This is a genomic window from Burkholderia sp. Bp8994 (genome assembly GCF_003853805.1).
Taxonomy (GTDB): Bacteria; Pseudomonadota; Gammaproteobacteria; order Burkholderiales; family Burkholderiaceae; genus Burkholderia.
The window spans coordinates 233,639-255,865 of the sequence record NZ_QTQH01000002.1 but is presented as its reverse complement, the minus strand read 5'-3'; the positions used below and the strand labels follow the sequence as shown (position 1 = coordinate 255,865).

General features: G+C 68.8%; 21 protein-coding genes and 1 pseudogene. 16 read left to right on the top strand and 6 right to left on the bottom strand.

All coding sequences use genetic code 11. The features are described from left to right. Positions 1-68: 68 nt before the first annotated feature. From DIE04_RS03070 to asnB, 10 genes are all read left to right on the top strand, one after another. Positions 69-278 (top strand): hypothetical protein, encoded by a 210-nt coding sequence (locus tag DIE04_RS03070; protein WP_044847609.1) that lies wholly within the window; start codon positions 69-71, stop codon positions 276-278. Between the two features lie 124 nt (positions 279-402). After that, entirely contained in the window at positions 403-891 is a 489-nt protein-coding gene (locus tag DIE04_RS03065; protein WP_124485407.1) for a hypothetical protein, read from the top strand. Between the two features lie 53 nt (positions 892-944). Then, a complete protein-coding gene (sctJ, locus tag DIE04_RS03060) occupies positions 945-1,832 on the top strand; it encodes a type III secretion system inner membrane ring lipoprotein SctJ (protein WP_044847610.1) in 888 nt (295 codons plus the stop codon). Then, complete coding sequence (locus tag DIE04_RS03055) at positions 1,829-2,569, top strand: SctK family type III secretion system sorting platform protein (RefSeq protein WP_124485370.1); 741 nt, start codon at positions 1,829-1,831, stop codon at positions 2,567-2,569. Before sctJ ends, DIE04_RS03055 begins: the two co-directional genes overlap by 4 nt. Continuing rightward, positions 2,551-3,180: a type III secretion system stator protein SctL gene (gene sctL, locus DIE04_RS03050; RefSeq protein WP_124522353.1), complete on the top strand. Its 630-nt coding sequence runs from the start codon at positions 2,551-2,553 to the stop codon at positions 3,178-3,180. Before DIE04_RS03055 ends, sctL begins: the two co-directional genes overlap by 19 nt. Then, positions 3,177-4,562 carry a type III secretion system ATPase SctN gene (gene sctN, locus DIE04_RS03045; protein WP_124522351.1) on the top strand — a complete coding sequence of 462 codons (1,386 nt, stop codon included), beginning with the start codon at positions 3,177-3,179 and terminating at the stop codon, positions 4,560-4,562. The genes sctL and sctN overlap by 4 nt, the downstream gene beginning before the upstream one ends. Continuing rightward, positions 4,555-5,286, top strand: coding sequence for a hypothetical protein (locus tag DIE04_RS03040; protein WP_124522349.1), 732 nt, complete (start codon positions 4,555-4,557; stop codon positions 5,284-5,286). The genes sctN and DIE04_RS03040 overlap by 8 nt, the downstream gene beginning before the upstream one ends. Beyond that, positions 5,280-6,089, top strand: a complete 810-nt coding sequence (gene sctT, locus DIE04_RS03035) for a type III secretion system export apparatus subunit SctT (protein WP_124522347.1) — start codon at positions 5,280-5,282, stop codon at positions 6,087-6,089. Before DIE04_RS03040 ends, sctT begins: the two co-directional genes overlap by 7 nt. Before the next feature lie 24 nt (positions 6,090-6,113). Next, complete coding sequence (locus tag DIE04_RS03030; RefSeq protein WP_124522345.1) at positions 6,114-7,145, top strand: EscU/YscU/HrcU family type III secretion system export apparatus switch protein; 1,032 nt, start codon at positions 6,114-6,116, stop codon at positions 7,143-7,145. A gap of 255 nt (positions 7,146-7,400) precedes the next feature. After that, complete coding sequence (gene asnB, locus DIE04_RS03025; RefSeq protein WP_124522343.1) at positions 7,401-9,368, top strand: asparagine synthase (glutamine-hydrolyzing); 1,968 nt, start codon at positions 7,401-7,403, stop codon at positions 9,366-9,368. 179 nt (positions 9,369-9,547) lie between these two features. Here asnB and DIE04_RS03020 read toward each other — a convergent pair whose 3' ends face one another. From DIE04_RS03020 to DIE04_RS02995, 6 genes and pseudogenes are all read right to left on the bottom strand, one after another. After that, positions 9,548-10,366, bottom strand: coding sequence for a lytic transglycosylase domain-containing protein (locus DIE04_RS03020; protein WP_124485377.1), 819 nt, complete (start codon positions 10,364-10,366; stop codon positions 9,548-9,550). Then, positions 10,363-11,037 carry a type III secretion system export apparatus subunit SctR gene (gene sctR / locus DIE04_RS03015; RefSeq protein WP_124485378.1) on the bottom strand — a complete coding sequence of 225 codons (675 nt, stop codon included), beginning with the start codon at positions 11,035-11,037 and terminating at the stop codon, positions 10,363-10,365. The genes DIE04_RS03020 and sctR overlap by 4 nt, the downstream gene beginning before the upstream one ends. Positions 11,038-11,040: 3 nt before the next feature. Next, positions 11,041-12,208 (bottom strand): annotated as a pseudogene (gene sctQ / locus DIE04_RS03010) (type III secretion system cytoplasmic ring protein SctQ). Positions 12,209-12,639: 431 nt separating this feature from the next. After that, the gene (locus DIE04_RS03005) at positions 12,640-13,038 is read right to left on the bottom strand and encodes a winged helix-turn-helix domain-containing protein (protein WP_044846633.1); all 399 of its coding nucleotides are present in this window, start codon (positions 13,036-13,038) and stop codon (positions 12,640-12,642) included. A gap of 472 nt (positions 13,039-13,510) precedes the next feature. Continuing rightward, the gene (locus DIE04_RS03000; protein WP_124522339.1) at positions 13,511-15,721 is read right to left on the bottom strand and encodes a xanthine dehydrogenase family protein molybdopterin-binding subunit; all 2,211 of its coding nucleotides are present in this window, start codon (positions 15,719-15,721) and stop codon (positions 13,511-13,513) included. A 2-nt stretch (positions 15,722-15,723) separates the two neighbouring features. Continuing rightward, positions 15,724-16,185, bottom strand: a complete 462-nt coding sequence (locus DIE04_RS02995; RefSeq protein WP_044846636.1) for a (2Fe-2S)-binding protein — start codon at positions 16,183-16,185, stop codon at positions 15,724-15,726. A 180-nt stretch (positions 16,186-16,365) separates the two neighbouring features. Here DIE04_RS02995 and DIE04_RS02990 point away from each other — a divergent pair, with 180 nt between their 5' ends. The 6 genes from DIE04_RS02990 (at position 16,366) to DIE04_RS02960 (ending at position 22,173) form a co-directional block, all read left to right on the top strand. Further along, on the top strand, positions 16,366-17,292 hold the full coding sequence (locus DIE04_RS02990) for an AraC family transcriptional regulator (RefSeq protein ID WP_044846637.1): 927 nt from the start codon (positions 16,366-16,368) through the stop codon (positions 17,290-17,292). Between the two features lie 91 nt (positions 17,293-17,383). Continuing rightward, positions 17,384-18,079 (top strand): hypothetical protein, encoded by a 696-nt coding sequence (locus DIE04_RS02985; protein WP_124522337.1) that lies wholly within the window; start codon positions 17,384-17,386, stop codon positions 18,077-18,079. Between the two features lie 1,125 nt (positions 18,080-19,204). After that, positions 19,205-19,528, top strand: coding sequence for a hypothetical protein (locus DIE04_RS02975; RefSeq protein WP_124485384.1), 324 nt, complete (start codon positions 19,205-19,207; stop codon positions 19,526-19,528). A 111-nt stretch (positions 19,529-19,639) separates the two neighbouring features. Continuing rightward, a complete protein-coding gene (locus DIE04_RS02970) occupies positions 19,640-20,230 on the top strand; it encodes a hypothetical protein (RefSeq protein ID WP_124485385.1) in 591 nt (196 codons plus the stop codon). A gap of 72 nt (positions 20,231-20,302) precedes the next feature. Continuing rightward, complete coding sequence (locus DIE04_RS02965; protein ID WP_124522334.1) at positions 20,303-20,575, top strand: hypothetical protein; 273 nt, start codon at positions 20,303-20,305, stop codon at positions 20,573-20,575. A 44-nt stretch (positions 20,576-20,619) separates the two neighbouring features. Continuing rightward, on the top strand, positions 20,620-22,173 hold the full coding sequence (locus DIE04_RS02960) for a chemotaxis protein CheA (RefSeq protein ID WP_124522332.1): 1,554 nt from the start codon (positions 20,620-20,622) through the stop codon (positions 22,171-22,173). The last annotated feature ends 54 nt before the right edge of the window (positions 22,174-22,227 follow it).

The window sequence follows — 22,227 nt, the reverse complement described above, 5'->3', positions numbered from 1 at the left end:
CGGTGGGGCATGGGGCCGCCGCCGGAACAGGGAAGCAGTTCAATGACGTACATGCAAAGGAGCGAAACATGAGTACCCCCCCGACTGGTGCCAACAACACGCAACAGGTCCAGCAGCAGGCGGACGACCTGACCAAGACGCAGCTCGAACTGACGAAGATCAACTTCCAGGTCCAGCAGTCGACCGCGACGTTCGAAACCAGCAACGCAGTGACCGCGCAGGAAGGGACGGCGAACGCCCAGGTTGCGCAACACCTGAGTTCCGCCGGCCGCGCATGACGCCGGTCGCCGGCCGTGCCGCGCGACGCCGGATGCCGGGGCCGCCCGTGACGGGCGCCCGGCGGGGCGTGTGCGCGTGGCGGCCGGCCCGTTCCCGGCGCTGCCGGTCAAGGAGGACACGATCATGTCGGTAACAGGCGTAGGCGCGGCACCCCCGGGCGCGGCCGCGCTCGCGGGTGCCGTGCAGCAGGCGGGCACGGCGTCCGATCCGGCGCAGGTGCGCCAGTTCGATGCGTTGATGCAGCCGGGTGCCGCGCCGGCCGCGGCGTCGCCGTCGGCGTCGGGCGTCGCGATGTCGCGCGCGCCGGCCGATGCGGCGCCGGCCGTGCAGATGACGCCCGCGACACCCGCGCAGGCGAACCATTCGTCGCTCGTCGAGCGGTTGCGCACCTACGGCAACGATCTCGACACGCGGTACGCGAACATCGACAAGCACCGCACCGAAATGCTGACGTCGATGGCGGACAACCGCAGCGATCCGCTGATGACGATGGTGAAGGCGATGGATTTCCAGTGGACGGCGACCACCACGATTTCGGAATACCAGTTGAGCCTGTCGGTCGCGCAGGCGGCGAACGGCTTCACGCACACGGTGCTGAAGACCCAGGAGTAGCGAAAGCCGGTGCGTGCGCCTGAACCGGCCGCGCGCCCTGAAGCGGACAAACGATGACGACGATCGATTCGACGCCGCGCCTGCATGCGTGGCGCAGCCGGGCGGCGCGTGCGCTGCTCGCGGGACTGCTCGCGCTGCTGGCGGGCTGCCAGAAGGAGCTTTACTCCGGCCTGTCGGAGCGCGATGCGAACCAGATGGTTGCCGTGCTCGGCGACGCAGGGATCAGCGCGGCGAAGGACAACGACGCGCGCGACACGTCGGATCGCAACGCATGGCAGGTGAGCGTCGCGGACGGCGACATGCAGTCGGCGCTCACCGTGCTGCAGGCGAACGGGCTGCCGAAGCCGAGCTACGCGAGCCTCGGCGAGCTGTTCCAGAAGCAGGGGCTCGTGTCGACGCCGGCCGAGGAGCGCGTGCGCTACCTGTATGGCGTGTCGCAGGACCTGTCGCGCACGCTGCAGGACATCGAGGGCGTGGTAGTCGCGCGCGTGCAGGTCGTGATTCCGGAGAACGATCCGCTTGCGGACAAGATCAAGCCGTCGTCGGCGGCCGTGTACATCCGCTACCGGCCCGGCGTGGACCTGCGCGCGATGGCGCCGATGGTGAAGGATCTCGTCGCGCACAGCATCGAAGGGCTGCAGTACGACAACGTGTCGCTGTTCCTGCAGCCGGCCGCCGCGCGCACGGCGCGCGTGGACGGGATCGGCAGCGCGGTGTCGGACATCCTGCGGCTGCGCTCGCCGCTCGGCTGGCTGGTGTTCGCGCTGATCCTGCTGACCTGCGCGGTGATCGCGCTGTCGGCCGCGCGGCGCGGGATGTTCGGCGCGCGGCTGGCCGGGCTGGTCGGCGGCGCACCGCGCGGCGGCAACGGTGCAGGCGGCGCGTCCGCGCAGTCGGGCGGCAGCCTGCGCACGCCGGACGGCGCGCGCGACGGCGCATGAACGAGCCGCATGTGCTGCCGCCGGGCGTTGCGCCCGATGCCGTGTCGCTGCCGTGGCTGCAATCTCTCGCGGCGCCGCCCGCTGCGCGGCGCGCGGCGTTTCATGCGCTCGTCTGCGAATTCAACCTGCGGCCCGACCGTTATCTGCACGTGACGCGCGTGCCGGCCGACTGGCCCGCGCGTTACCGCTCGCCCGACGCGTTCGGCCCGGCCGGTCGCAAGCTGCTTGCGCGCCATCTGCTCGATGCGAACGGCGTGGCCGAACATCACGACTTCGACCTCGCGAATCCGTGCGCGCGGCTTGCGCTGCTGCCCGGCGCGGCGCTCGAACAGCTCGCATCGTATGCGGGCTTGCTGCTGCATCGCGGCTGGCTGCGCGATGCGCTGGCCGTGCGCCGCATTCGCGCGGAAGTCGCGGCGAAGCTCGGCGGCGATGCATTGGAGCTCGCGCTCGAGCGCGCGCCGGAATTCGGTGCGCTCTCGGACACGCTCGAGCCGTGGCGCGCCGATCCGGCCGCGCTGCCGGTGGTGATCCGTGCGCGCGGCGGGCGGCTGCTCGCGGATTTCATCGGCGTGGCGGGCGATGCGGTCGCGCGGCGCGCGCGCCTGAAATTCAACCGCGCGATCGACGACGAAGCGCCGTACTGGCTGAACCGCGCGCAGCGCGACCAGTTCGGCGAATTGCTGTTCCTGTTTCTGATTCCCGAGAGGCTTGCGTCATGGGACTGGCTTTTCTGATCACGAGCGACAACCTGCAGCTGCTGTCGGAGCGCAAGGTGCTCAAGGAGCGCGAATACGCGGCGCTGCTCGACGCGTCCGCGGTGATCGCGACCGCGCGCGACGAGGCCGCGCGCATCGTCGCCGATGCGCAGCGCGAATTCGACCGGCGCCAGGCGGCCGGCTACGACGAAGGGATGCGCCGCGCGCAGCGCGAGCATGCGGCGCAGGCCTATACGCAGGCGCTGGCCGCCGCGCGCACGATGGAGTCGATGAAGGATTCGATGGCCGACATCGTCGTGAAGGCCGTGCGCGCGATCGTCGGCGAGATGGCCACGCAGAAGCTGTACGAGGCCGCGCTCGCGCGGATCGCGCCGCTCGTGCGCGACGAGGCGTTCCTGATCGTGCGGGTCGCGCCGGGCCGCGAGGACGAGATGCGCGACGCGCTCGAGCGCGCGTTCGCCGGCCAGTCGAACCGGCAACGGATCCGCATCGTCGAGGATGCGCAGCTCGAACGCCACGCATGCACGGTCGAGACGCCGTCCGGGCGCATCGATGCGAGCCTCGACCTGCAGATCGACGCGCTGCGCCAGGCGATCCGCCGCGACGCGCTGAAGGGCTCGCCGCGATGAACGCGCCGCTCGACGATCCGCAACCGAACGGCCTCGAGAGCGACGACGATGCCGCGTCGTTCGATCGCGGCCGCCTCGTCGGCGATCTCGACGCGGGGCTCGCGTTCTTCTCGCCGGTGTCGGTGCAGGGCCGCGTCAATCACGCGGTCGGGCAGATCCTCAATGCGACGGGCATTCGCGCGCGGCTCGGCGAGATCTGCGAGCTGCGCACGCCGAACCAGCCGACGCTGCTCGCCGAAGTGGTCGGCTTCTCGCGGCAGACCACGCTGCTTACGCCGCTCGGCGACGTGGCCGGGCTGTCGCCGGAGACGAGCGTCGTGCCGTCCGGGCGCGAGCATGTGTTTCCGGTCGGCGAAGCGCTGTTCGGCCGCGTGCTCGACGGGCTCGGCCGGCCGCTCGACGATCGCGGGCCGGTGACGGGCGCCGCGTGGGTGTCGACGCAGCAGGACCCGCCGAACCCGCTCGCGCGCAAGCTGATCGACACGCCGTTTCCGACCGGCGTGCGCGTGATCGACGGCCTGATGACGCTCGGCATCGGCCAGCGCGTCGGCATCTTCGCGCCGTCCGGCGTCGGCAAGAGCACGCTGCTCGGGATGATCGCGCGCGGCGCGCAGGCCGACGTGAACGTGATCGCGCTGGTCGGCGAACGCGGCCGCGAAGTGCGCGAGTTCATCGAGCACAGCCTGTCGCCCGAGGTGCGCGCGCGCTCGATCGTCGTCGTGTCGACGTCCGATCGTCCGGCGATGGAGCGCGTGAAATCCGCGCTGGTCGCGACCGCGATCGCCGAGCACTTCCGCGATGCGGGCAAGCGCGTGCTGCTGCTGGTCGATTCGCTGACGCGTTTCGCTCGCGCGCAGCGCGAGGTCGGCCTCGCGAGCGGCGAGCCGCCGACGCGGCGCAGCTTCCCGCCGTCGACGTTCGCCGTGCTGCCGCGCCTGCTCGAACGCGCGGGGCAGGGCGCGACCGGCTCGATCACCGCGCTGTATACGGTGCTCGTTGAAGGCGATGAGGAATCCGATCCGATCGCCGAGGAAGTGCGCTCGATCCTCGACGGTCACATCGTGCTGTCGCGCAAGATCGCGCTCGCGAACCGCTATCCGGCGATCGACGTGCTCGCGAGCCTGTCGCGCGTGATGCCGCTCGTCGCGAGCCGCGCGCATCAGCAAGCGGCCGCGCGCGTGCGCGAGCTGATCGCGAAGTACCAGGAAATCGAGCTGCTCGTGCAGATCGGCGAGTACCGCGAAGGCAGCGACCGGCTCGGCGATCTCGCGCTGCGTGCGCGCGATGCGATCGGTGCGTTCTGCGCGCAGGCGTCGCACGAGGACGTGCGTTTCGACGCGCTGCTCGCGAAGCTGACGAAACTCGCGAACGACCATGTCTGAAGCCGACGACCGTCTCGTGCTCGCGACGCTCGCCCGCCTGAAGCGCGTGCGCGAGATGCGCAGCCAGATCGCGCGCGTGGCGGCCGCGCGCCAGCAGGGCATCGCTGCGCAGAGCCGGCGCGCGCTCGACGCCGCGCACGCGCAGCTTGCGCAGCAGGTCGCGGCGAAGGCCGCGATCCAGACGCGCCTCGCCGATGACGTGCGCGAGGCGCGCGCGTTGCAGAACGCGGCGGCCGATACGCGCACGTTCGACCGCCATATCGGTGTCGCGCACGCGTCGGTCAGCGAGGCCGCGCACCTGCACCGCGGTCACGAGGCCACGCTCGCCGACCTGCAGCGCGCCGCGCGCAAGGCGAAGGCCGCTGAGGACAAGCTGGACAAGGCCGGCGAGAAGGCCCTGCAGGCGCGCGCGGCGCGGGTCGAGCGCGACGCCGATGAAGTCGCGGATGCGCATGCGGTGCGGCGCTTCGCGACGGCCGGCGTGTGGGCGGGCGACGCGCAGGGGCATGCATCGGGGCAGCCTGACATGGCCGCCGCGTTCGATGCGGAAATGGTGTCGCGACCGGCGGGGGTAGACGCGATGGACGCGACGGACACGGCAAACACGGCAAACACGGCAAACACGCGCGCAGCGGCCGGCAACGCCGATCCGGGCGGCGCAACTGTCCCGGCCGCCACCATCGACGATCCGGCGCCGCCCGCCGCCGCGGAGCGCCGATGCTAGACCACGCCGCGAACTTCAACGACATCGCCGGCACGCTGCGTCCGCTGCTCTACGTGATGCCGCGCCTGCTGCCGATCATGTTCGTCGTGCCGGTGTTCAACGAGCAGATCGTCACGGGCCTCGTGCGCAACGGCATCGCGGTCGTGATCGCCGCGTTCGTCGCGCCGGTGATCGACCCGGCACAGGTCGCCGCGCTGCCGTTCCTGATGTGGTGCCTGCTCGTCGCGAAGGAGGCGGTGATCGGCATGCTGCTCGCGGGTGCGTTCAGCGCGGTGCTGTTCGCGATCCAGGGCGTCGGCTACCTGATCGATTTCCAGACCGGCAGCGGCAGCGCCGCGTTCTTCGATCCGATGGGCGGGCACGAGGGCGGACCGACGTCGGGGTTCCTGAATTTCGTCGCGATCGCGCTGTTCGTCACCGCGGGCGGCCTGCAGGTGCTCGTGCAACTGTTCGCGCAGTCGTACGCGTGGTGGCCGATCGGCTCGCTCGGCCCCGACTTCTCGTCGATGCTGCAGACCTTCGTCGTGCGGCAGACCGACACGATCTTCGAATGGATGGTGAAGCTCGCCGCGCCGGTGATCATCGTGCTGGTGCTGGTCGAGCTCGGCATCGGCCTCGTCGGGCGCGCGGTGCCGCAGCTGAACGTCTTCGTGTTCGCGCAGCCGCTGAAGAGCGCGCTCGCGGTGCTGATGATGGTGCTGTTCCTGCCGGTGGTATACGCGTCGCTGCGCGCGCTGCTGAGCCCCGACAGCGGGCTGATGGCGCTGCTGCGCGCGCTGTTCGCCGCGCACGGCGGCGCGTGACGGCCCCGCCGGACCGGAGCGACGATGGCCGAAAAGAACCAGCAGCCGACCGCGAAGCGCCTGCGCGAGGCGCGCCAGAAAGGCGATGTGCCGAAGAGCGCGGAGACGATCTCGTCCGCGTTCTTCGTCGGCGTGTGCGTCGCGCTCGCGGTCGGGCTCGGCACGTTGTTCGCGCGGCTGCAGGCGCTGTTCCGGCTCGTGTTCGATGCGGCGGGCGCCAGCGATCCTTTCGCGCGGCTCGCGGTGCTGATCGACGGCGCCGCGCGCGACTGGGCGCTGCTGTCCGCGCAGATCGTCGCGGCCGGGCTGCTGGCCGGCCTGCTGGCCGGCTTCGTGCAGGTGGGCGGCGTGATGGCGTGGAGCCGGCTCGTGCCGCAGCTGTCGCGGCTCAATCCCGCCGAGGGGCTGAAGAACATGGTGTCGATGCGCAACCTCGTGAACCTCGCGAAGATGCTGCTGAAGACCGTGCTGCTGGTCGCGACGCTCGGCTGGCTGATCGTCGAGTCGCTCGACCCGGCGGTGCAGTCCGGCTTCACGCGGCCGATGTCGATTCTCGCGCTGATCGTGAAGCTGCTGATGCTGCTGTTCGGCTGGGCCGCGCTGATCTATATCGTGATGGCGCTGATCGACATCGTGCATCAGCGGCGCGAGTTCAATCAGAAGATGAAGATGTCGATCGAGGAAGTGCGGCGCGAGCACAAGGAAGACGAAGGCGACCCGCACATCGAGGCGAAGCGCCGGCAGCTCGCGCGCGAAGCGCAGTTCTCGTCGCTGCCCGACCGGATCGGCTTCGCGTCGGTGGTCGTCTATTCGTCGAGCGTCGCGGTCGCGCTCTATTACGGCGGCGTCGGCACACTGCCATGGGTGCTCGCGCGCGGCGAGGGCGAGGCGGCCGAACGGATCGTACGGCTCGCGCGCGACGCGCTGCGTCCGACGCTTGCGAACGCCGGCCTCGCGCAGGCGCTGTACGAGAGCACGCCAGAAAAGGGCACGATCCAGCAACGGCATTTCCGCGAAGTCGCGCAGTTGCTGAAGTGGGCGACCGGCGCGGCCTGACGTGCTCGAACTGTCGGGGCCGGAACATCGAAAGGCGCGCGGTTCAGCGATGCGTCGTGATGGGGCCCTGTTTCCGCTTCACCGGGCCGGTCGCACGCAGTGCTTGACGCCGGTTTTTTTCCGGGGTCGTCCGAGATTCACCCATGAATTATTGCTGATTTATTTCTTCGTAATATGGCTCGACCGTCAGCCGGACGGCGGGCTGCGAGGTTGCGCCGCCGCTGACGGAACAGGTCAACAGAGGCAGACAAATCAATGTGCGGAATCGACGGCTTTCTGAATAGCGTCGCCTTCGATGAGGAGACAGCGCGCGGCACGCTCGCGCGAATGACGGCGAGCCTCGCGCATCGCGGCCCCGACGGGCAGGGCCTCTGGGTCGACCCGGAAGCCGGTATCGCGCTCGGCCACCGGCGGCTTGCGATCGTCGATCTGTCGGTCCACGGCCGGCAGCCGATGGCATCCGCGTGCGGCCGCTACGTCATGGTCTTCAACGGCGAAATCTATAACCATCGCGAGTTGCGCGCGGAGCTCGGGCGCGCGGGTCGCGCACCGGCGTGGCGCGGCCACTCCGACAGCGAGGTGCTGATCGCGGCGATCGCCGCGTGGGGCGTCGAGGCGGCGCTGCGGCGCACGACCGGCATGTTCGCGTTCGCGCTGTGGAATCGTGCGTCGCGGGTGCTGACGCTCGCGCGCGACCGGATCGGCGAGAAGCCGCTCTACTACGGTCGGATCGGCGACGCACTGGTGTTCGCGTCGGAGCTGAAGGCGCTGCGCGGCTACCCGGGCTTCGACGGCACGATCGATCGCGACGCGCTGTGCCTGTACCTGCGCCAGTCGAGCGTGCCCGCGCCGCATACGATCTATCGCGGCATCAGCAAGCTGCCGCCGGGCACCTTCATCCAGTTCGAGCATGCGCGCGACACGCCGCGCCTGCGCGCGTACTGGACGCTCGAGCAGGCGATCGAAGCCGGCCGCGAGCGGCCATTCGAGGGCAGCGCCGACGAGGCCGTCGATCAGCTCGACACGATCCTGCGCCAGGCCGTCGCGCGGCAGATGGAAGCCGACGTACCGCTCGGCGCGTTCCTGTCGGGCGGCATCGATTCGTCGGCGATCGTCGCGCTGATGCAGGCGCAGTCGGCGAAGCCGGTCGACACGTTCACGATCGGCTTTCACGAGGCCGGCTACGACGAGGCCGGCTATGCGAAGGCGGTCGCGCGCCACCTCGGCACGCGGCATACCGAGCTCTACGTGACGGCCGACCATGCGCTCGGCGTCGTGCCGAAACTGCCGACGATCTATGACGAGCCGTTCTCCGATGCGTCGCAGATTCCGACCTTCCTCGTGTCGGAGCTGACGCGCCGGCACGTGAAGGTGAGCCTGTCCGGCGACGGCGGCGACGAGCTGTTCGGCGGCTATACGCGCTACTTCCTGACGCCGCGCCTGTGGCGCAAGCTGCATCGCGTGCCGGCGGCGGTGCGCGCGCGGATCGCCGCCGCGCTGCATGCGCTGCGTCCCGATCATGCGGACCAGCTCGCGGCGGTCGCGCAGGGCGCATGGAGCGGCGTGGAAGCACGCGACTCGGCGACCCGCATCGGCGACCGGCTGCACAAGCTCGGCCACGTGATGACGGCCGAGAGCCGCATCGCGCTGTACCGGCTGCTGATGTCGTCGGTGCATCATCCGGAGCGCATCGCGCTGGCCGGAAAGGAACCGCCGACCCCGCTCGATACGGTGTCCGCATGGCCCGCGAACCTGAGCTTCGCCGAGCAGGCGATGGCGATCGACACGCTCACGTACCTGCCGACCGACATCCTCGCGAAGGTCGACCGCGCGGCGATGGCGGTGAGCCTCGAGACGCGCATGCCGTTCCTCGATCATCACGTCGTCGAATTCGCATGGCGCGTGCCCGCGTCGGTGCGTTTGCCGGAAGGGCAGTCGAAGGCGCTGCTGCGCCGGCTGCTGGACCGGTACGTGCCGTCGGCGCTGATCGACCGGCCGAAGCAGGGCTTCTGCGCGCCCGTCGATCACTGGCTGCGCGGCGCGCTGCGCGACTGGGCCGACGCGTTGCTGCAGCCGTCGCGGCTGCGTGACGAGGGCTTCTTCGACGCGGCGGCGGTCGACCGGCTGTGGCGCCAGCACCAGTCGGGCCGGATGAACTGGCAGCATCAGCTGTGGACGGTGCTGATGTTCCAGGCGTGGCTGGAGGCGCAGCGCGCTGCGTGAAGCGGGGCGGTGCCGAAGTTTCGCGCACGCTTGGAGGCACAGCGCGCTGCATGAAGCGGGATGACGCGGCGCGGTTCGGAAGTTCCGGGCACGGCTGGAGGCACAGCGCGCCGCATGAAGCAGGGCGACGCGGCACGCCGCGTCATCCGATGCACGTCATGCCGGCGTCGCGTCGACGCTCACTGATCGAGACAGCGCACGCACAGCCGCTTCGCCTGGCTCGCCGGCAAGCCGCGGCACATCATCACGACCGGGCGCGCATGGCACGACGGCGCGTCGGCGGAGGCCGCGGGCGACGCGAGCCTGCGCGCGCGTTCGGGCGGCGTGGTCGCGGCCGCGTCCATGCGCCGTTGTCGCGCGGGCGGCGGCGTATCGCTCACCACCGGAATCGGCTCGACGCCGCCTTCGCGCGCATTGCGCCGCGCGCTCGCGACGACGCGGCTCACGTAGCCGCTCGAGAACCCGGTCGTGAAGTTGCCGCTGTAGTAGCACGACAGCGCCGCGCGCAACGCGGCCTGCGCGGGACGGCCGGTATTCGACGAGCGCGCGAAGCATTCGGTCAGGATCGCGCCGCCCGCCCGCAGGTTGCGGCACGGTTCGAACATCGTCGTGTCGTCGAGGCCGTATTTCGCGAAGTTTCGTTCGTTCACCTGAGCTAGGCCGACACTGTAGCTGAAGCCGCGCGCGGCCAGCTCGCTCGTGGTCGCGCGCGCTTCGTCGAGCGACGCGGGCTGGCGCGTCAGGTGGCCGCCGACCACGCCGATCGCATACGGGTTGAAACCGGATTCGGTGCGCACCAGCGCGGCGAGCGTGTCGGGATCGACGTTCGGCGCGCACGCGCGCGCGAGCTGCGCGAAGCCGGCGGCGCTGCCGGCCGCGTGCGCGCTGCGCGGCTGCAGGCCCGCGCCGGCGAGCGTCAACGCCAGCGCGATCAGCACGGCCGGCGCGATCACTGCGCGCAGGTTCGGCACGACGCTGCGCAACGCGCGCGCGTTCATCCCGCCCCCGATACGCGGTACGACAGCACGAGCCCGTGCACGAGCAGCGACCAGCCGTCGAGCGCGACGAACAGCAGCAGCTTGAACGGCACCGAGATCGTCGTCGGCGAGATCATCTGCATCCCGAGCGCGAGCAGGATGTTTGCGACCAGCAGGTCGACGACGATGAACACGATGTAGATCACGAAGCCGATCTGGAATGCCTTGGTCAGCTCGGCGAGCGTGAAGCTCGGCACCAGCACGAGCAGGTCGTCGTCCTTGATGCCGTCCGCGCGGTTCTTCGGCCAGACCGAGGTTGCCGTGCGCACGAAGAATTCGCGATCGCGCTGCCGCGTGTGCGACACCAGGAAATCCTTGACCGGCGGCAGCGCGGCATCGGCGAGCGCGCCGATATCGGCGGTCGACAGCTGCCCCGACGCGTCGAAGTGGCGTGCCTGCAGCGCGTCGCGGATCGACATCCCGACCGGCGCCATGATGAACAGCGACAGGATCAGCGCGATGCCGTTCAGCACGAGGTTCGGCGGCACCTGCTGGATTCCGAGCGCGGAGCGCAGCAGGCCAAGCACGACCACGAGCTTCGTATAGCTCGTCACCATCAGCGCGGCGAACGGCGCGATGCCGAGCGCGGCGATCACCGCGATCAGCGCGACCGGATTCGGCAGGCTGCCCATCGTTCAGCGCTCGCGCGGCGCGGGCTGCGTCAGCGTGACGACGCGCACGCCGAGCTTCTGGCCGACCGCGATCAGGTGGCCGGTGCCGATCAGCATCCCGTTCGCGACGAGATGGATCACGCTCTGGTTGATGCCTTGCTGCAGCTCGATCACCGCGCCCGGCTGCAGTGCGCCGAGTTCGCCGAGCGGGATCGACGTGGGCGGCAATTCGAAACGCAGGTCGACCGCGAGGCCGTCGAGCGAGCGCGGCGCATCGTCGGGCGGCGCATCGTGCGCGCTCGTGGGCGGGGTTTCGGTGCGGGTCGGTTCCAATGGCATCTCCCTGATTCGTTCGACGGTCAGCCGGTTGCCCGACGGCCGTCCGGTGATCTCCCACGCCGGCGCGGCCGGCACCCCGCGCGACGCACAGCAGGTTCTGCTCGTGCGCGCGCCAGCGTTCGATCGCGATGATGTCGCCACCGACGACGTCGGCCAGTTCGGCCATCGTCAGCTCGGTCCGGCCGATCTCGAATACCAGCGGCACCGGCAGGCCCGCATACGCGGCGCGGGTGTCGGGCCGCGCGGCCGCCGGCGTCGGTGTCGCGAAGAACACCGCGAGCGCGTCCGGCGCATCGAACAGCAGCGCGCCGTGGCAGCGCCAGGCGCCGTCGGCGCGACGCAGCTCGAAGCGCAGCGCGGCCGGCGCGGTGCGCCACGCGGGCACGCTCGCCGGCGGCGGCAGCAATTCCACGCGCTGCCGCGTCGCGGCCTGCAACACGGCCGAGAGCGGCGCGGCAAGGTCGGCGAGCAGCGCCGCGCGGATAACGGCCGGCACGGCCGGGTCGGCCGCGTCGCCGAGCCATGCGCTTTCCGCGACCGGATCGATCCACAGCGTGCCGGCGGCCGGGCCGATGACGAAGCGGTAGGCATGCGCGTCGGCGGCCGGTTCGGCATCGGCGCGCCAGCGCACCTCGTACGCGTGTTCGCCGAGCGTGACCGGGACCGCGGCCGTCGCGCCGTACGCATGCGACAGCCCGCGCGCGGCGGCGGCGGACAGGCGCGGCAGCCAGGGCGACGCGTCGAGCGCGACCGCGGCCGGCGGGGGCGGGATGGCGGCCGGGGTGGCGGCGGCGGGCGGAGCCCGATTCGCGGCGTCGCCGGCGTCGGCATTCGTCAGGGACAGCGCAGGCACGGCGGGATCAGGGCGGATTCGGCGTTGGTTCGACGGGTTGTTGTGGCCGGCGGCGCAGGGGGCGCGCGGCTGCTGCGTCGATTGTAGGGACGCCGCCGGCCGCGTGCCGCGCCGGAATCCGTAGTCGTGTCCAGCGCGGGGCCGCGCGGGTGGCGGCGAGCTACGAAGCCTTTTGTCGGGGGGCGTGGCGGGGCGGTGGTGGGTCGGCGCGGTGTCGCGGCGGCGTGGCGTGCGATAGCGCAGCCGCTAATCGACGGCACGCGCGCTTGCATGCGACTGCCGCAAACGCGGCCGCCGCCCGATGGCGGCGGTCGTGTCGCGGCGGGGAAGGCGTGCCCGGCCACGAGACGCTCCGGGTCGCGCGTGCAGCGCCGTGGAGGAGCCTTGTCGGCGCGCCGCGCTGCGGCGGCGCGCGGGTGAGCCGCTACGCGTTACGCGTAGTCGGCGGCCAGCGCCTGCTGGGGTGCGGCGCGCAGGATCGGCGCCACATCGTGGCGTTCGACGTGCGTCATGGCCGCGCCGAACAGCACCAGCCGATAGCCGACCGCATAGATCGGGATGATCCGCAGGTTCTTGTCGTGATCGAGCTGCAGCTTCGAACGGATGCGCGAGATATGGGTGTCGAGCGTGCGCGACGACACGCCGAGCTCGCGGCCCCAGACCGCTTCCTGGATCGCTTGCCGCGGCACGATCTTGTTCATGTTGTCGAGCAGGAATTCGACGACATCGAATTCACGCGGCGTGACGTCGACGACTTTGTTGTCGATTTCGATCGTGCGGCGCACGAAGTTGATTTTTATGTTGTCGATGTACAGGTATTTGCAATCCATGTTGGCCCTCGCATGTCCGTAAAGGAGTGTTTGCGGGTCATGTACCGCAACTTCCGGGCCAGGGACGGGCTGACAGGAATCGACGGGTGGTCGGGGCGGGGTGGGCGGTGCGCCAGCCTTGAATCTAAAAGAATTTTTAACGTGGGGCGTGTGGTGTGCTTCGGAAGGGTCGGAGCAACATTGAAGGATTGTTACGTAGCATCCGGCGGGAACGTTACGGGCGTTACGGACGTTACGGGCGGCGTAACGTGCGGAACGCGCGGTTCGCCCAGCGCGAACGGGGTTTCGGGCGGATGACGAACCCTACATCGAACCCTATCCGGGTTAGCCGTTTTTATAAGTGAATTAATGGTTTGCAGAAGATTTTTGCCGACTTGGAACCCTACATTGGAAGCCGCAGGCTCGGCAATAAAAAACCGGCCGCGCAACGTTCCCGTCACGCGGCCGGCCCGGCGTCTCTTCGTTCCGCTCGTCAAGCCTTCGCCGTATCGCCCGAATCGAACGGCAGCACGTAATGCCGCTTGCCGGTCGCCGCGAAGATCGCGTTGGCGACCGCCGGCCCGACCGGAGCGACACCCGGCTCACCGACGCCCGTCGGCGCCTCGCCCGACGGCACGATATGCACCTCGACCTTCGGCATCTCGGCCATCCGCAGCACGTGATAGCCGTCGAAGTTGCGCTGCTCGACATGGCCGTCCTTCAGCGTGATTGCGCTGTGCAGCGCCGCGCCGAGCCCGAAGCCGATGCCGCCTTCCATCTGCGCGGCGACGATGTCGGGATTGATCGCGATTCCGCAGTCAACCGCGCACACCACGCGCTCGACCTTCACCTTGCCGTCGGCGTCGACCGACACTTCCGCGACCTGCGCGACGTAGCTCTTGAACGCCTCGGCCACCGCGATCCCGCGCCCGCGGCCCTTCGGCAGCGGTTTCGCCGGATCCCAGCCGGCCTTCTGCGCGGCCAGCTCGAGCACCGCGCGCATCCGCGGCTCCTTCGCGAGCAGGTCGCGGCGGAACAGGTACGGATCCTTGCCCGCCGCGTGCGCGGCTTCGTCGATGAACGCCTCGACCGCGTAGGCCGTGTGCGAGCTGCCGACCACGCGCCACCACAGCACGGGCAGGCCGACCTTGGTGGTGGTCAGTTCGACCGACACGTTCGGCACTGCGTACGGCAGGTTCGCCGCACCCTCGACCGACGTCGCGTCGATTCCGTCCTTGACCATGAACGCCTCGAACGGCGTGCCGGCGAGGATCGACTGGCCGACGATCCGGTGGCGCCAGCCGACCAGCCGGCCGTCCGCGGTCAGCCCCGCGTCGAGCTTGTGGAAGTACATCGGGCGATAGAAGCCGCCCTGGATGTCGTCCTCGCGCGTCCACTGCAGCTTGACCGGCTTGCCGTCCGCGCCGAGCGCCTTCGCGATCGACACGGCCTCGACCACGTAGTCCGACCACGCGTTCGCGCGCCGGCCGAAGCTGCCGCCCGCGTACAGCGTGTGGATCTGCACCTGCTCGGGCTTCAGGCCCGCGACCCTGGCGGCGTTGCCCTGGTCGACCGTCTGGAACTGGTCGCCGGCCCAGATCTCGCAGCTGTTGGCGCTCAGCTTGACGACCGCGTCGAGCGGCTCCATCGGCGCGTGCGCGAGATACGGAAATTCGTAGGTCGCGCTGACCTTGCGCGCGGCGCCCGCGATCGCCGCGTCGGCATCGCCGTCCTTGCGGGCCGACGCGCCGGGCTGCGCGGCGAGCTGCCGGTACTCGCGCATGAGCTGGTCCGAGCTGCGCTTTTCGGCGTTGGTTTCGTCCCAGTCGACCTTCAGCGCGTCGCGGCCCTGCTTCGCGGCCCAGAAACCGTTCGCGACGACCGCGACGCCGCCCGGCACCTGCACGACCGACACCACGCCCGGCACGGCCTTCGCGGCCGTCGCGTCGAACGACTTGACCGTCGCGCCGAAGCGCGGCGGGCGCTGCAGCAGCGCGACGCGCATGCCGGGGAAGGTCGTGTCGAGCGTGAAATGCGCGGTGCCGTTCGACTTGGCCGACCCGTCGACGCGCGCAATGCGATGGCCGATCAGCTTGAAGTCGGCCGGCTGCTTCAGCGTGACCTTGTCGGGCACCGGCAGTTTCGACGCGTCGGCGACGAGCGTGCCGTAGGCGGCCGTCTTGCCGCTCTTCGCATGCGTGACGACGCCGTTGGCGGTGGTCAGTTCGCCGGCCGGCACCTTCCAGCGCGCCGCCGCGGCCGACACGAGCATCGCGCGGGCCTTGCCGCCCGCTTCGCGCAATTGCTGCCACGAGTTCGACATGGCCGAGCTGCCGCCCGTGCCCTGCATCGTGCCGAACGCGAGGTTCGCATAGCGCTTCGCATCGGCCGGTGCGCTTTCGACGCGCACGCTCGACCAGTCCGCGTCGAGTTCCTCGGCGACGATCGTCGCGATGCCCGTGTACGCGCCCTGGCCCATTTCGACATGTTTTGCGATGACCGTGACCTTGCCGTCGGGCGTGATGCGCAGGAATGCATTCGGCGCGAAGTCGGCGGCGGCCGCCGTCGCGGCGAGCGCGCGGCGGCCGAGGCCGGCCCATTCGAAGCCGATCGTCAGGCTGACGGCGGCCGCGGCACCCGCGGCCTTCAGGAACGTGCGGCGCGACGGTCGCACCGAGCCGGCGTTGTCGAGTTCGATCGTCATGGTCAGGCTCCCAGCGTCGCGGCCGCGTCGTGGATCGCGGCCCGGATCCGGGCGTAGGTCGCACAGCGGCAGATGTTGCCGTTCATCGCGGCGTCGATGTCCGCGTCGGTCGGCTTCGGGTTCTGTTCGAGCAGGGCGGTTGCCGACATGATCTGGCCGGACTGGCAATAGCCGCACTGCGGCACCTGCAGCTTCACCCAGGCGGCCTGCACGGCCTGCGCGGGTTTGCTCTCGAGGCCTTCGATCGTCGTGATGTGCTTGCCCGCGATGCCGGCGAGCGGCAGCACGCACGAGCGCACGGCCTGGCCTTCGAGATGGACGGTGCACGCGCCGCACTGCGCCATGCCGCAGCCGAACTTCGTGCCGGTCAGCCCCGCGTGCTCGCGGATTGCCCAGAGGACGGGCATCGACGGATCGGCGTCGAGCGTGACACTCTTGCCGTTCAGGACAAACGTGGTGGGCATTTTTTGTCTCCGTGGGGAAAACCCGGCATGCGCCGGATCAGGTGGCAGTGTGCGCGAACGGCCGATTTTTACGTCTACCCAATCCTGCAAATTTATTGAACAATCCTGCAAATCCCCGGCGCGGCGGCGAGCGATTCGCTATGCTCCCGCGATTCAGGGAAATGAGGCGAGGAATCCGTCATGGACATGACCGATATCGCGGCGTCGCGCGAATCCGGGCGGCGCGAACTGGCGTCGCTGATCGGCCGTTTCGCGCCGACGGACGGCTCCCACTCCACGGCCGTGCCGGCGCTGATGCTGCATCGGCATGCGCATCCGGTCGATCTCGGCTGCGGCGTGTCGCGTGCCGCGCTCGTGATCGCCGCGCAGGGCGCGAAGCGCGTGATCGTGGCCGGCCAGGCCTACGAATACGACACGCGCAATTGCCTGATTACGTCGATCGACTTGCCGATCCTCTCGCGCGTCACGCAGGCGTCGCCCGACGCGCCTTACCTGTGCCTGTCGCTCACGCTCGATCTGCAGCGCATCGTCGAACTCGCGGCCGAGATGCGGCTGCCCGAGCCCGATGCGGGCCCGGAAGGCGAGGGCATCGCGCTCGCCGAGTTGACGCCGCCGCTGCTCGATGCCGCGCTGCGGCTGTTGCGGCTGCTCGATACGCCGGCCGACATTCCGGTGATCGCGCCGCTGATCGAAAAGGAACTGCTGTACCGGCTGATGACGAGCGGGCAGGGCACGCGGCTGCGGCACATGGCCGTCGCGAGCAGCCAGACGCACCGGATCGCGCGTGCGATCGAATGGATCCGCGATCACTACGCGGAGCCGATGCGCGTCGACACGCTCGCACAGGCGGTCAACATGAGCGTGTCGTCGCTGCACCATCACTTCAAGCACGTGACCACGCTGAGTCCGCTGCAGTACCAGAAGCAGCTGCGGCTGCACGAGGCGCGGCGTTTGCTGTTGCGGCAGGGCGGCGACGTCGGGTCGGTGGCGGCGACCGTCGGCTATGAAAGCGCGTCGCAGTTCAGCCGCGAATACAGCCGGCTGTTCGGCGCGCCGCCGATGCGCGATGTCGTGCATCTGCGCAAGAAGGAATTGCTCGGCACCTGACGGCAGTGCCGGTCGTGTCGACCGCATCCGGCCTGGCTTCGTCGCGCGATGCGCGGCTCGCCGGAACGGGATGACACGCAATCGATGTGCCATGGCCGCCGCACGCAGGCGCAACGGGACAGCGGAGCGTGCCGCCGCGCCGCGCACGAACTTCTGTTTCAAGCATGCATCCCGGGAACGGGCGAACCGATACGGAAAATGCCGGCAGGATGCGAACCGACGGGCCGAAACGCGCAATGACGCCGCTCCGCCCCGCACATTCTGCATGGATCGCGCGTTTCACGACCATGTTTCGCGCGATGAGATTAGCAGTCGAACTCGATTCGAAAATGTTTCTCGCGCGCAGCGCGTGTTCTCATCCCATCCGTTGGAGCACGATGGTTGCCGGTACTGGATGTCGGTGAATCGAAGGAAAACAGTAAAAATCGATAAAGTGTGTTCAAGGCCGCATGGCGCACCTGCCGTCGTTTTTTCCGATATGCGGCGTGAAAGCCATGTCGGCTTGCGTCGTATTTACCGGTTTTTGCCGCGCGTTCGCATCGCCGGCCGATGCTCGATATCGTCGGTATTTTCACGGATGAATCAATTGCGTTTCGCGGCGGCGGGTGCGCACGTCCGGAACGATAGCGATGTCGGCCGCGCGGGTCCCGCAGAACCGGTTGTCGCGCGTTTCGATTCACGATTTTTTCGCGTACGGGAAGGCTGCCGAACGGGCTGCGGCAGGCGGTTTGCCGGGGCCGAAATGTACATCGGCCGGGATATGCGACGGTGCAGTTCTCAAGTATGAAACATCCGTTCGACACCCCCTTGCGCGAGGCTCCGCGGGCCGCGTTCGTCCGCCTTTTCCGGCATTGCTTCGCGCCATTCGATGATCGGCGCGTGCTGCCGAGCGCTATCGCGATACATTCCTGAAACAAAAAATTCGATTCCCGGCGATATTGCGGGCGCCGCGAACGATACGCGACGCGCAACCATCGGTGGAATCACGCATGGCATGCCGTTTGCGATATTGGACGCACCGGCGAGCGGTCGACCTGATGCAACAAAGATGGGGGGGCGGCCCGTTCGTCAATAAGCAGTCGGGGAAATAGCGATGAAGACCAGAAGCAACAACTTGATGCGCGCATTCCTTGCGCACCCGTGGGGTAGTCGGACAGCTCGGAACAGGACTCGCGATGCAGTGCCAGCTTCGCGGGTTCGTTGCCGGTTTCCCGGTATCCGCGCGTTGCGCGTGCTGGACCGCCTGTCGTTTCTCACGACAACCGGCCGACAGCCGTGCTCCCCTTCATTCAGCTCGTCCGGATGGGCCATGCTGTCCGTGCCGGACAGCTCGACGCCGAATCGTTTCCGCTCGTGCCGACCCGTATCCGCTGCGCCGGGCCGATGCCGGCGGTGGCTGGACTAGCTCGCATACCCGTCGGCCGGATTGCCCGGAAGATCTTTGATCGGTAGCCCAGGGAGAAGCGATGCCGCCTGACTGTAATGCAGGCCCGTTATCGCCGCGATAACGCGCATGTTTTCGATGGCACTGCATTCACGGTAGATAACTGTACTCACGCATTTTCGATCGCTGAAGCGGATGCCATGTGCCGGTATGCCGTGTAAGCAAATTTCGAAAACGACTGATCCCGAATGGCGAATGCCTGTTTCCGGGTGCGTGCGTCGATTCGTTTTCCGATTGATAAATGATCGATAACTCATATCGAGAATAAATATAAAAATTTCGGAAAACTAAAAAAATACGAAACCAGGATTCGGATCGCCGAAAAATTGCGCGGCCATCGGATTCGAGATGAATAAATTCTTTGTAATTAGATAGTGATCCTTATGTTATGGGGATTGCTCAGGGCTGGAAAGTTGAAGGCGTGCAGCTTTCCTCGCTTGTTCCGTCCACGCCGTTATGGAGTCGACCATGAAGAAGCTTCTGATTGCAGTCGCAGTTCTGGCGGTTTCGGGTGCAGCATTCGCCGGCAGCGGCACGGTATCGACCAGCAATTCGTCGAGCGGCGGCTCGACGATTGCCGGGGTTGCCGGATTCGGCCATTTCACCGCGACCGATTCGGGTGCCGCACTCGGCGCAGCAGGTGCCACGGCTGGCGGCGGCAGCAGCGGTTCGATCTCGTACACGAGCCACGTCCAAACGTCGACGGTGGGCGGCTTCGGCTTCGGCGGCGCGCAAGCGGGCGGCAACAGCGGTGCGAATGCCGGCTCGATCGGCTGGACGTATCACCACTGAGCCGCGGCGCGCAGCGTTCGTCATTGGCTGGTGGCACGGACGCCGGGTTTCGTTTCGCGAGGGCGAGCCCGGCGACCTCGCCACCAAACTTTCTCACGGCAAGGAATTGCTATGAAAGCCAAAGTCATTTTAGCGACAGCGCTCACCGTCCTTTCGTCGGCCGTATTGGCCGCCGGTCCGTCCACGACCAACCAGACGCAATCCGTTGCAGCGGGTGTGTCCGGTTCGGTGCTGGTCGGCTCAGGCAGCTATACGAGCAATTCGAATTCGGTCGCGGGCGCAAGCGCAGGAAGTACCGTGACACCCGCTGGTTCCACCGGCACGGCATCGGCCTTCCACAACTCGACTTCGACGGCCAGCGGCTGGGGCTCGAACGGGGGCGCGTTCGCGGCAGGCGGCGGTATCGGTGCCGCAGGTTCGTACGGTGGAAACAGCAGCACGAACGAGAACGCGAATGCGCTGTCGGGAGGGGTGACCGCCACGATCGTCCTCGGCGCGAACCACTACACGGCCAGCGGCGGGAACGACCAGGGTATCGCCAACGCGGGTGCTGCCGGGTTGACGGGCAGCGGTGGGTCGGGCGCGATCGCGGGTTCGAATCACTACAACGCGTCGACCGTGTGGAGTACCGGTCCGGCCGGTTCGCCGTCTGCATCGGGCGGAAGCCAGGGGAGTTCGAGCGCGACCGGGAGCAGTCACTAGTCGGGTGCGGGGGACCAGTTTCCCAGCGACGCTGGTCTCTTTTCCGCACTGTTGTTCAAGTAAGGAGTTGGCATGAAGCAGAACCTGATTGCCGCCGCTCTGATGCTCGCGTCTCTGACGGCATATTGCGCTGACCGCGCTGCCGAGGACGTGCAATCAAATTTGCAGACGTCGAACCCTGCAACCAATCCGTCAGAACAACACACGCTTTCGTCGGGCAGTGCCATCGGCGCACCGGATTCCCTGGCGTGGCCGGGAATGTCGGGCGGTTCGTGGTCCCAGCTGGGTAGCGGCTGGAAGCAGTTCGGGGAAGCGGGCAAAGCTGAAGGCATTCGGGGGAATTAGTGCGGTTGCCTGGGTCGGAGGTCAAACCTCGTCCGGAGAGTGAAATGAACAGCAACAAGATCAGGGCGGCATGTGCCGCAATGTTCGCGATGGCCGCGATCGGTGCCCAGGCGCAGACTGCCGACTCGACTTCAAGTTCGCAGTCCTCGACGTCGTCGACGGCGATCAGCCAGGGCGGCGGCTCGAGCATGAACACGAACGTCACCAGTTCGCGCGGCGGCAACGCCAGCAGTGCCAGCACGAGCGGCGTGCGCGGCAGCGGCAATTCGAGCGTGAACGTGAACGTTACGATGCCATCCAGCACGAGCGGCGGCTCGAACGTGACGCCGCAGAGCGTGAGTTCGCTCCAGTCGGCCGGCTCACCCGGCACCAACCCCTACAACACCCAGGCGTCGGAAAACGTCAACTATTCGGGCACCCAGACGATCAAGACGAACCCGTCGATCCAGGCGCCCGGCCTCACGACCACGCTGTCCGATACCTGCATGGGCTCGGTGAGCGTCGGCGTGTCGTTCCCGGGCTTCGGCGCGACGGGCGGCACGACCCTGGTCGACCAGGCGTGCGTGCGTCGTCTCGATGCGCGGGAATTCCGCGCGATGGGGTTGACCGACGTCGCGCTCGCGCTGCTCTGCCAGAGCGATGCGAACCGGCGCGCGGTGGAAGCGACCGGGCATCTGTGCCCGGGGACGACCACGCCGCTCGCGCGCTCGAATGTGGCGCCGTCCGCCGAAGCGACCGTTGCCGACGACGTGAAGTATCGCGATCCGCTCGTGCGAAACCGCATGGGCCTGCCGCCGCTCGATGCCGCCGCGCCCGTGCTGACGCGCCCGGTGGCGACGACCGCGGTCCAGGCGGCGCCGATTCCGGTTCCGGTGCCCGCGCCGTCGATGGTCGCGCCGGCCGTCAGCGCGGTGCCTGCCGGGACGCAGGCGGCCGCCGTGAAGGCATCAGCGGCTGCCGTCGTGCCTGCCGTCGTCACCGCACCGGTTGCCGCGGCAGCACCGGCGGTGAGTGCTGCGCCTGCCGTTGCACCGGCTGCGATGAGCGCGGTGCCGGGTGCCGCCATCGTTGCCGCGGGGGGCTTCGCGGACAAGGCGCCGGAATCTGCGCCAGCGGTTGCGGACAAGGCGCCGGTACCCGCGCTGGCGGCCGCTGACATGGCGCCGGAACCCGCGTCGACGGTCGCCGACAAGGCACCGGAACCGGCACCGATTGCAACCGACACCGCAGCGCAAGCCCCGGCAGCGCTTGCCGTCGACGCGAAGGTGCCGGACACCGCGCAAGCCGCACCGGCCCCGGCCTACGCTGCAGCGCCCGAGCCCGCGGTCGATGCGAAGGCTGCCGAGCCGGCAACGCAGGCGGCAGCCGAAGCGCCCGCACCGGAGGCCGCGTCGCGCGCCACGGCGGCAGCCGCTGCCGACACGCCAGCCGTCGACGCAAAGGCGACCGGCTTGGTCGAATCCGCCGCCGCGCCCGCGCCGTCCGCCGACATGCCGGCCGCGCCGGATCCAGCCCCGGCCGCGGCCGACCAGCAGGTCGCCCCGGCCGCGCCGGCGATGCCGGCTCCGACCGTCATCTCGACGAGCACATCGTCGTAAGCACGCGGGCGACGCTTCCGCGCGACCGGCAAGCCGGGCCGCACGGGAACGCCG

Excerpts from the sequence above, each read along its gene's own strand:
- DIE04_RS03065 (WP_124485407.1), top strand. The coding sequence starts at position 403 with ATGTCGGTAACAGGCGTAGGCGCGGCACCCCCGGGCGCGGCCGCGCTC.
- DIE04_RS03005 (WP_044846633.1), bottom strand. The coding sequence starts at position 13,038 with ATGGATTGCAAATACCTGTACATCGACAACATAAAAATCAACTTCGTG.
- DIE04_RS02960 (WP_124522332.1), top strand. The coding sequence starts at position 20,620 with ATGAACAGCAACAAGATCAGGGCGGCATGTGCCGCAATGTTCGCGATG.
- DIE04_RS03000 (WP_124522339.1), bottom strand. The coding sequence starts at position 15,721 with ATGACGATCGAACTCGACAACGCCGGCTCGGTGCGACCGTCGCGCCGC.
- sctL (WP_124522353.1), top strand. The coding sequence starts at position 2,551 with ATGGGACTGGCTTTTCTGATCACGAGCGACAACCTGCAGCTGCTGTCG.
- asnB (WP_124522343.1), top strand. The coding sequence starts at position 7,401 with ATGTGCGGAATCGACGGCTTTCTGAATAGCGTCGCCTTCGATGAGGAG.
- sctN (WP_124522351.1), top strand. The coding sequence starts at position 3,177 with ATGAACGCGCCGCTCGACGATCCGCAACCGAACGGCCTCGAGAGCGAC.
- sctR (WP_124485378.1), bottom strand. The coding sequence starts at position 11,037 with ATGGGCAGCCTGCCGAATCCGGTCGCGCTGATCGCGGTGATCGCCGCG.
- DIE04_RS02975 (WP_124485384.1), top strand. The coding sequence starts at position 19,205 with ATGAAGAAGCTTCTGATTGCAGTCGCAGTTCTGGCGGTTTCGGGTGCA.
- DIE04_RS03070 (WP_044847609.1), top strand. The coding sequence starts at position 69 with ATGAGTACCCCCCCGACTGGTGCCAACAACACGCAACAGGTCCAGCAG.
- DIE04_RS02995 (WP_044846636.1), bottom strand. The coding sequence starts at position 16,185 with ATGCCCACCACGTTTGTCCTGAACGGCAAGAGTGTCACGCTCGACGCC.
- DIE04_RS03020 (WP_124485377.1), bottom strand. The coding sequence starts at position 10,366 with ATGAACGCGCGCGCGTTGCGCAGCGTCGTGCCGAACCTGCGCGCAGTG.
- DIE04_RS02970 (WP_124485385.1), top strand. The coding sequence starts at position 19,640 with ATGAAAGCCAAAGTCATTTTAGCGACAGCGCTCACCGTCCTTTCGTCG.
- sctT (WP_124522347.1), top strand. The coding sequence starts at position 5,280 with ATGCTAGACCACGCCGCGAACTTCAACGACATCGCCGGCACGCTGCGT.
- DIE04_RS03040 (WP_124522349.1), top strand. The coding sequence starts at position 4,555 with ATGTCTGAAGCCGACGACCGTCTCGTGCTCGCGACGCTCGCCCGCCTG.
- sctJ (WP_044847610.1), top strand. The coding sequence starts at position 945 with ATGACGACGATCGATTCGACGCCGCGCCTGCATGCGTGGCGCAGCCGG.
- DIE04_RS02965 (WP_124522334.1), top strand. The coding sequence starts at position 20,303 with ATGAAGCAGAACCTGATTGCCGCCGCTCTGATGCTCGCGTCTCTGACG.
- DIE04_RS02990 (WP_044846637.1), top strand. The coding sequence starts at position 16,366 with ATGGACATGACCGATATCGCGGCGTCGCGCGAATCCGGGCGGCGCGAA.
- DIE04_RS03055 (WP_124485370.1), top strand. The coding sequence starts at position 1,829 with ATGAACGAGCCGCATGTGCTGCCGCCGGGCGTTGCGCCCGATGCCGTG.
- DIE04_RS03030 (WP_124522345.1), top strand. The coding sequence starts at position 6,114 with ATGGCCGAAAAGAACCAGCAGCCGACCGCGAAGCGCCTGCGCGAGGCG.
- DIE04_RS02985 (WP_124522337.1), top strand. The coding sequence starts at position 17,384 with ATGGCCGCCGCACGCAGGCGCAACGGGACAGCGGAGCGTGCCGCCGCG.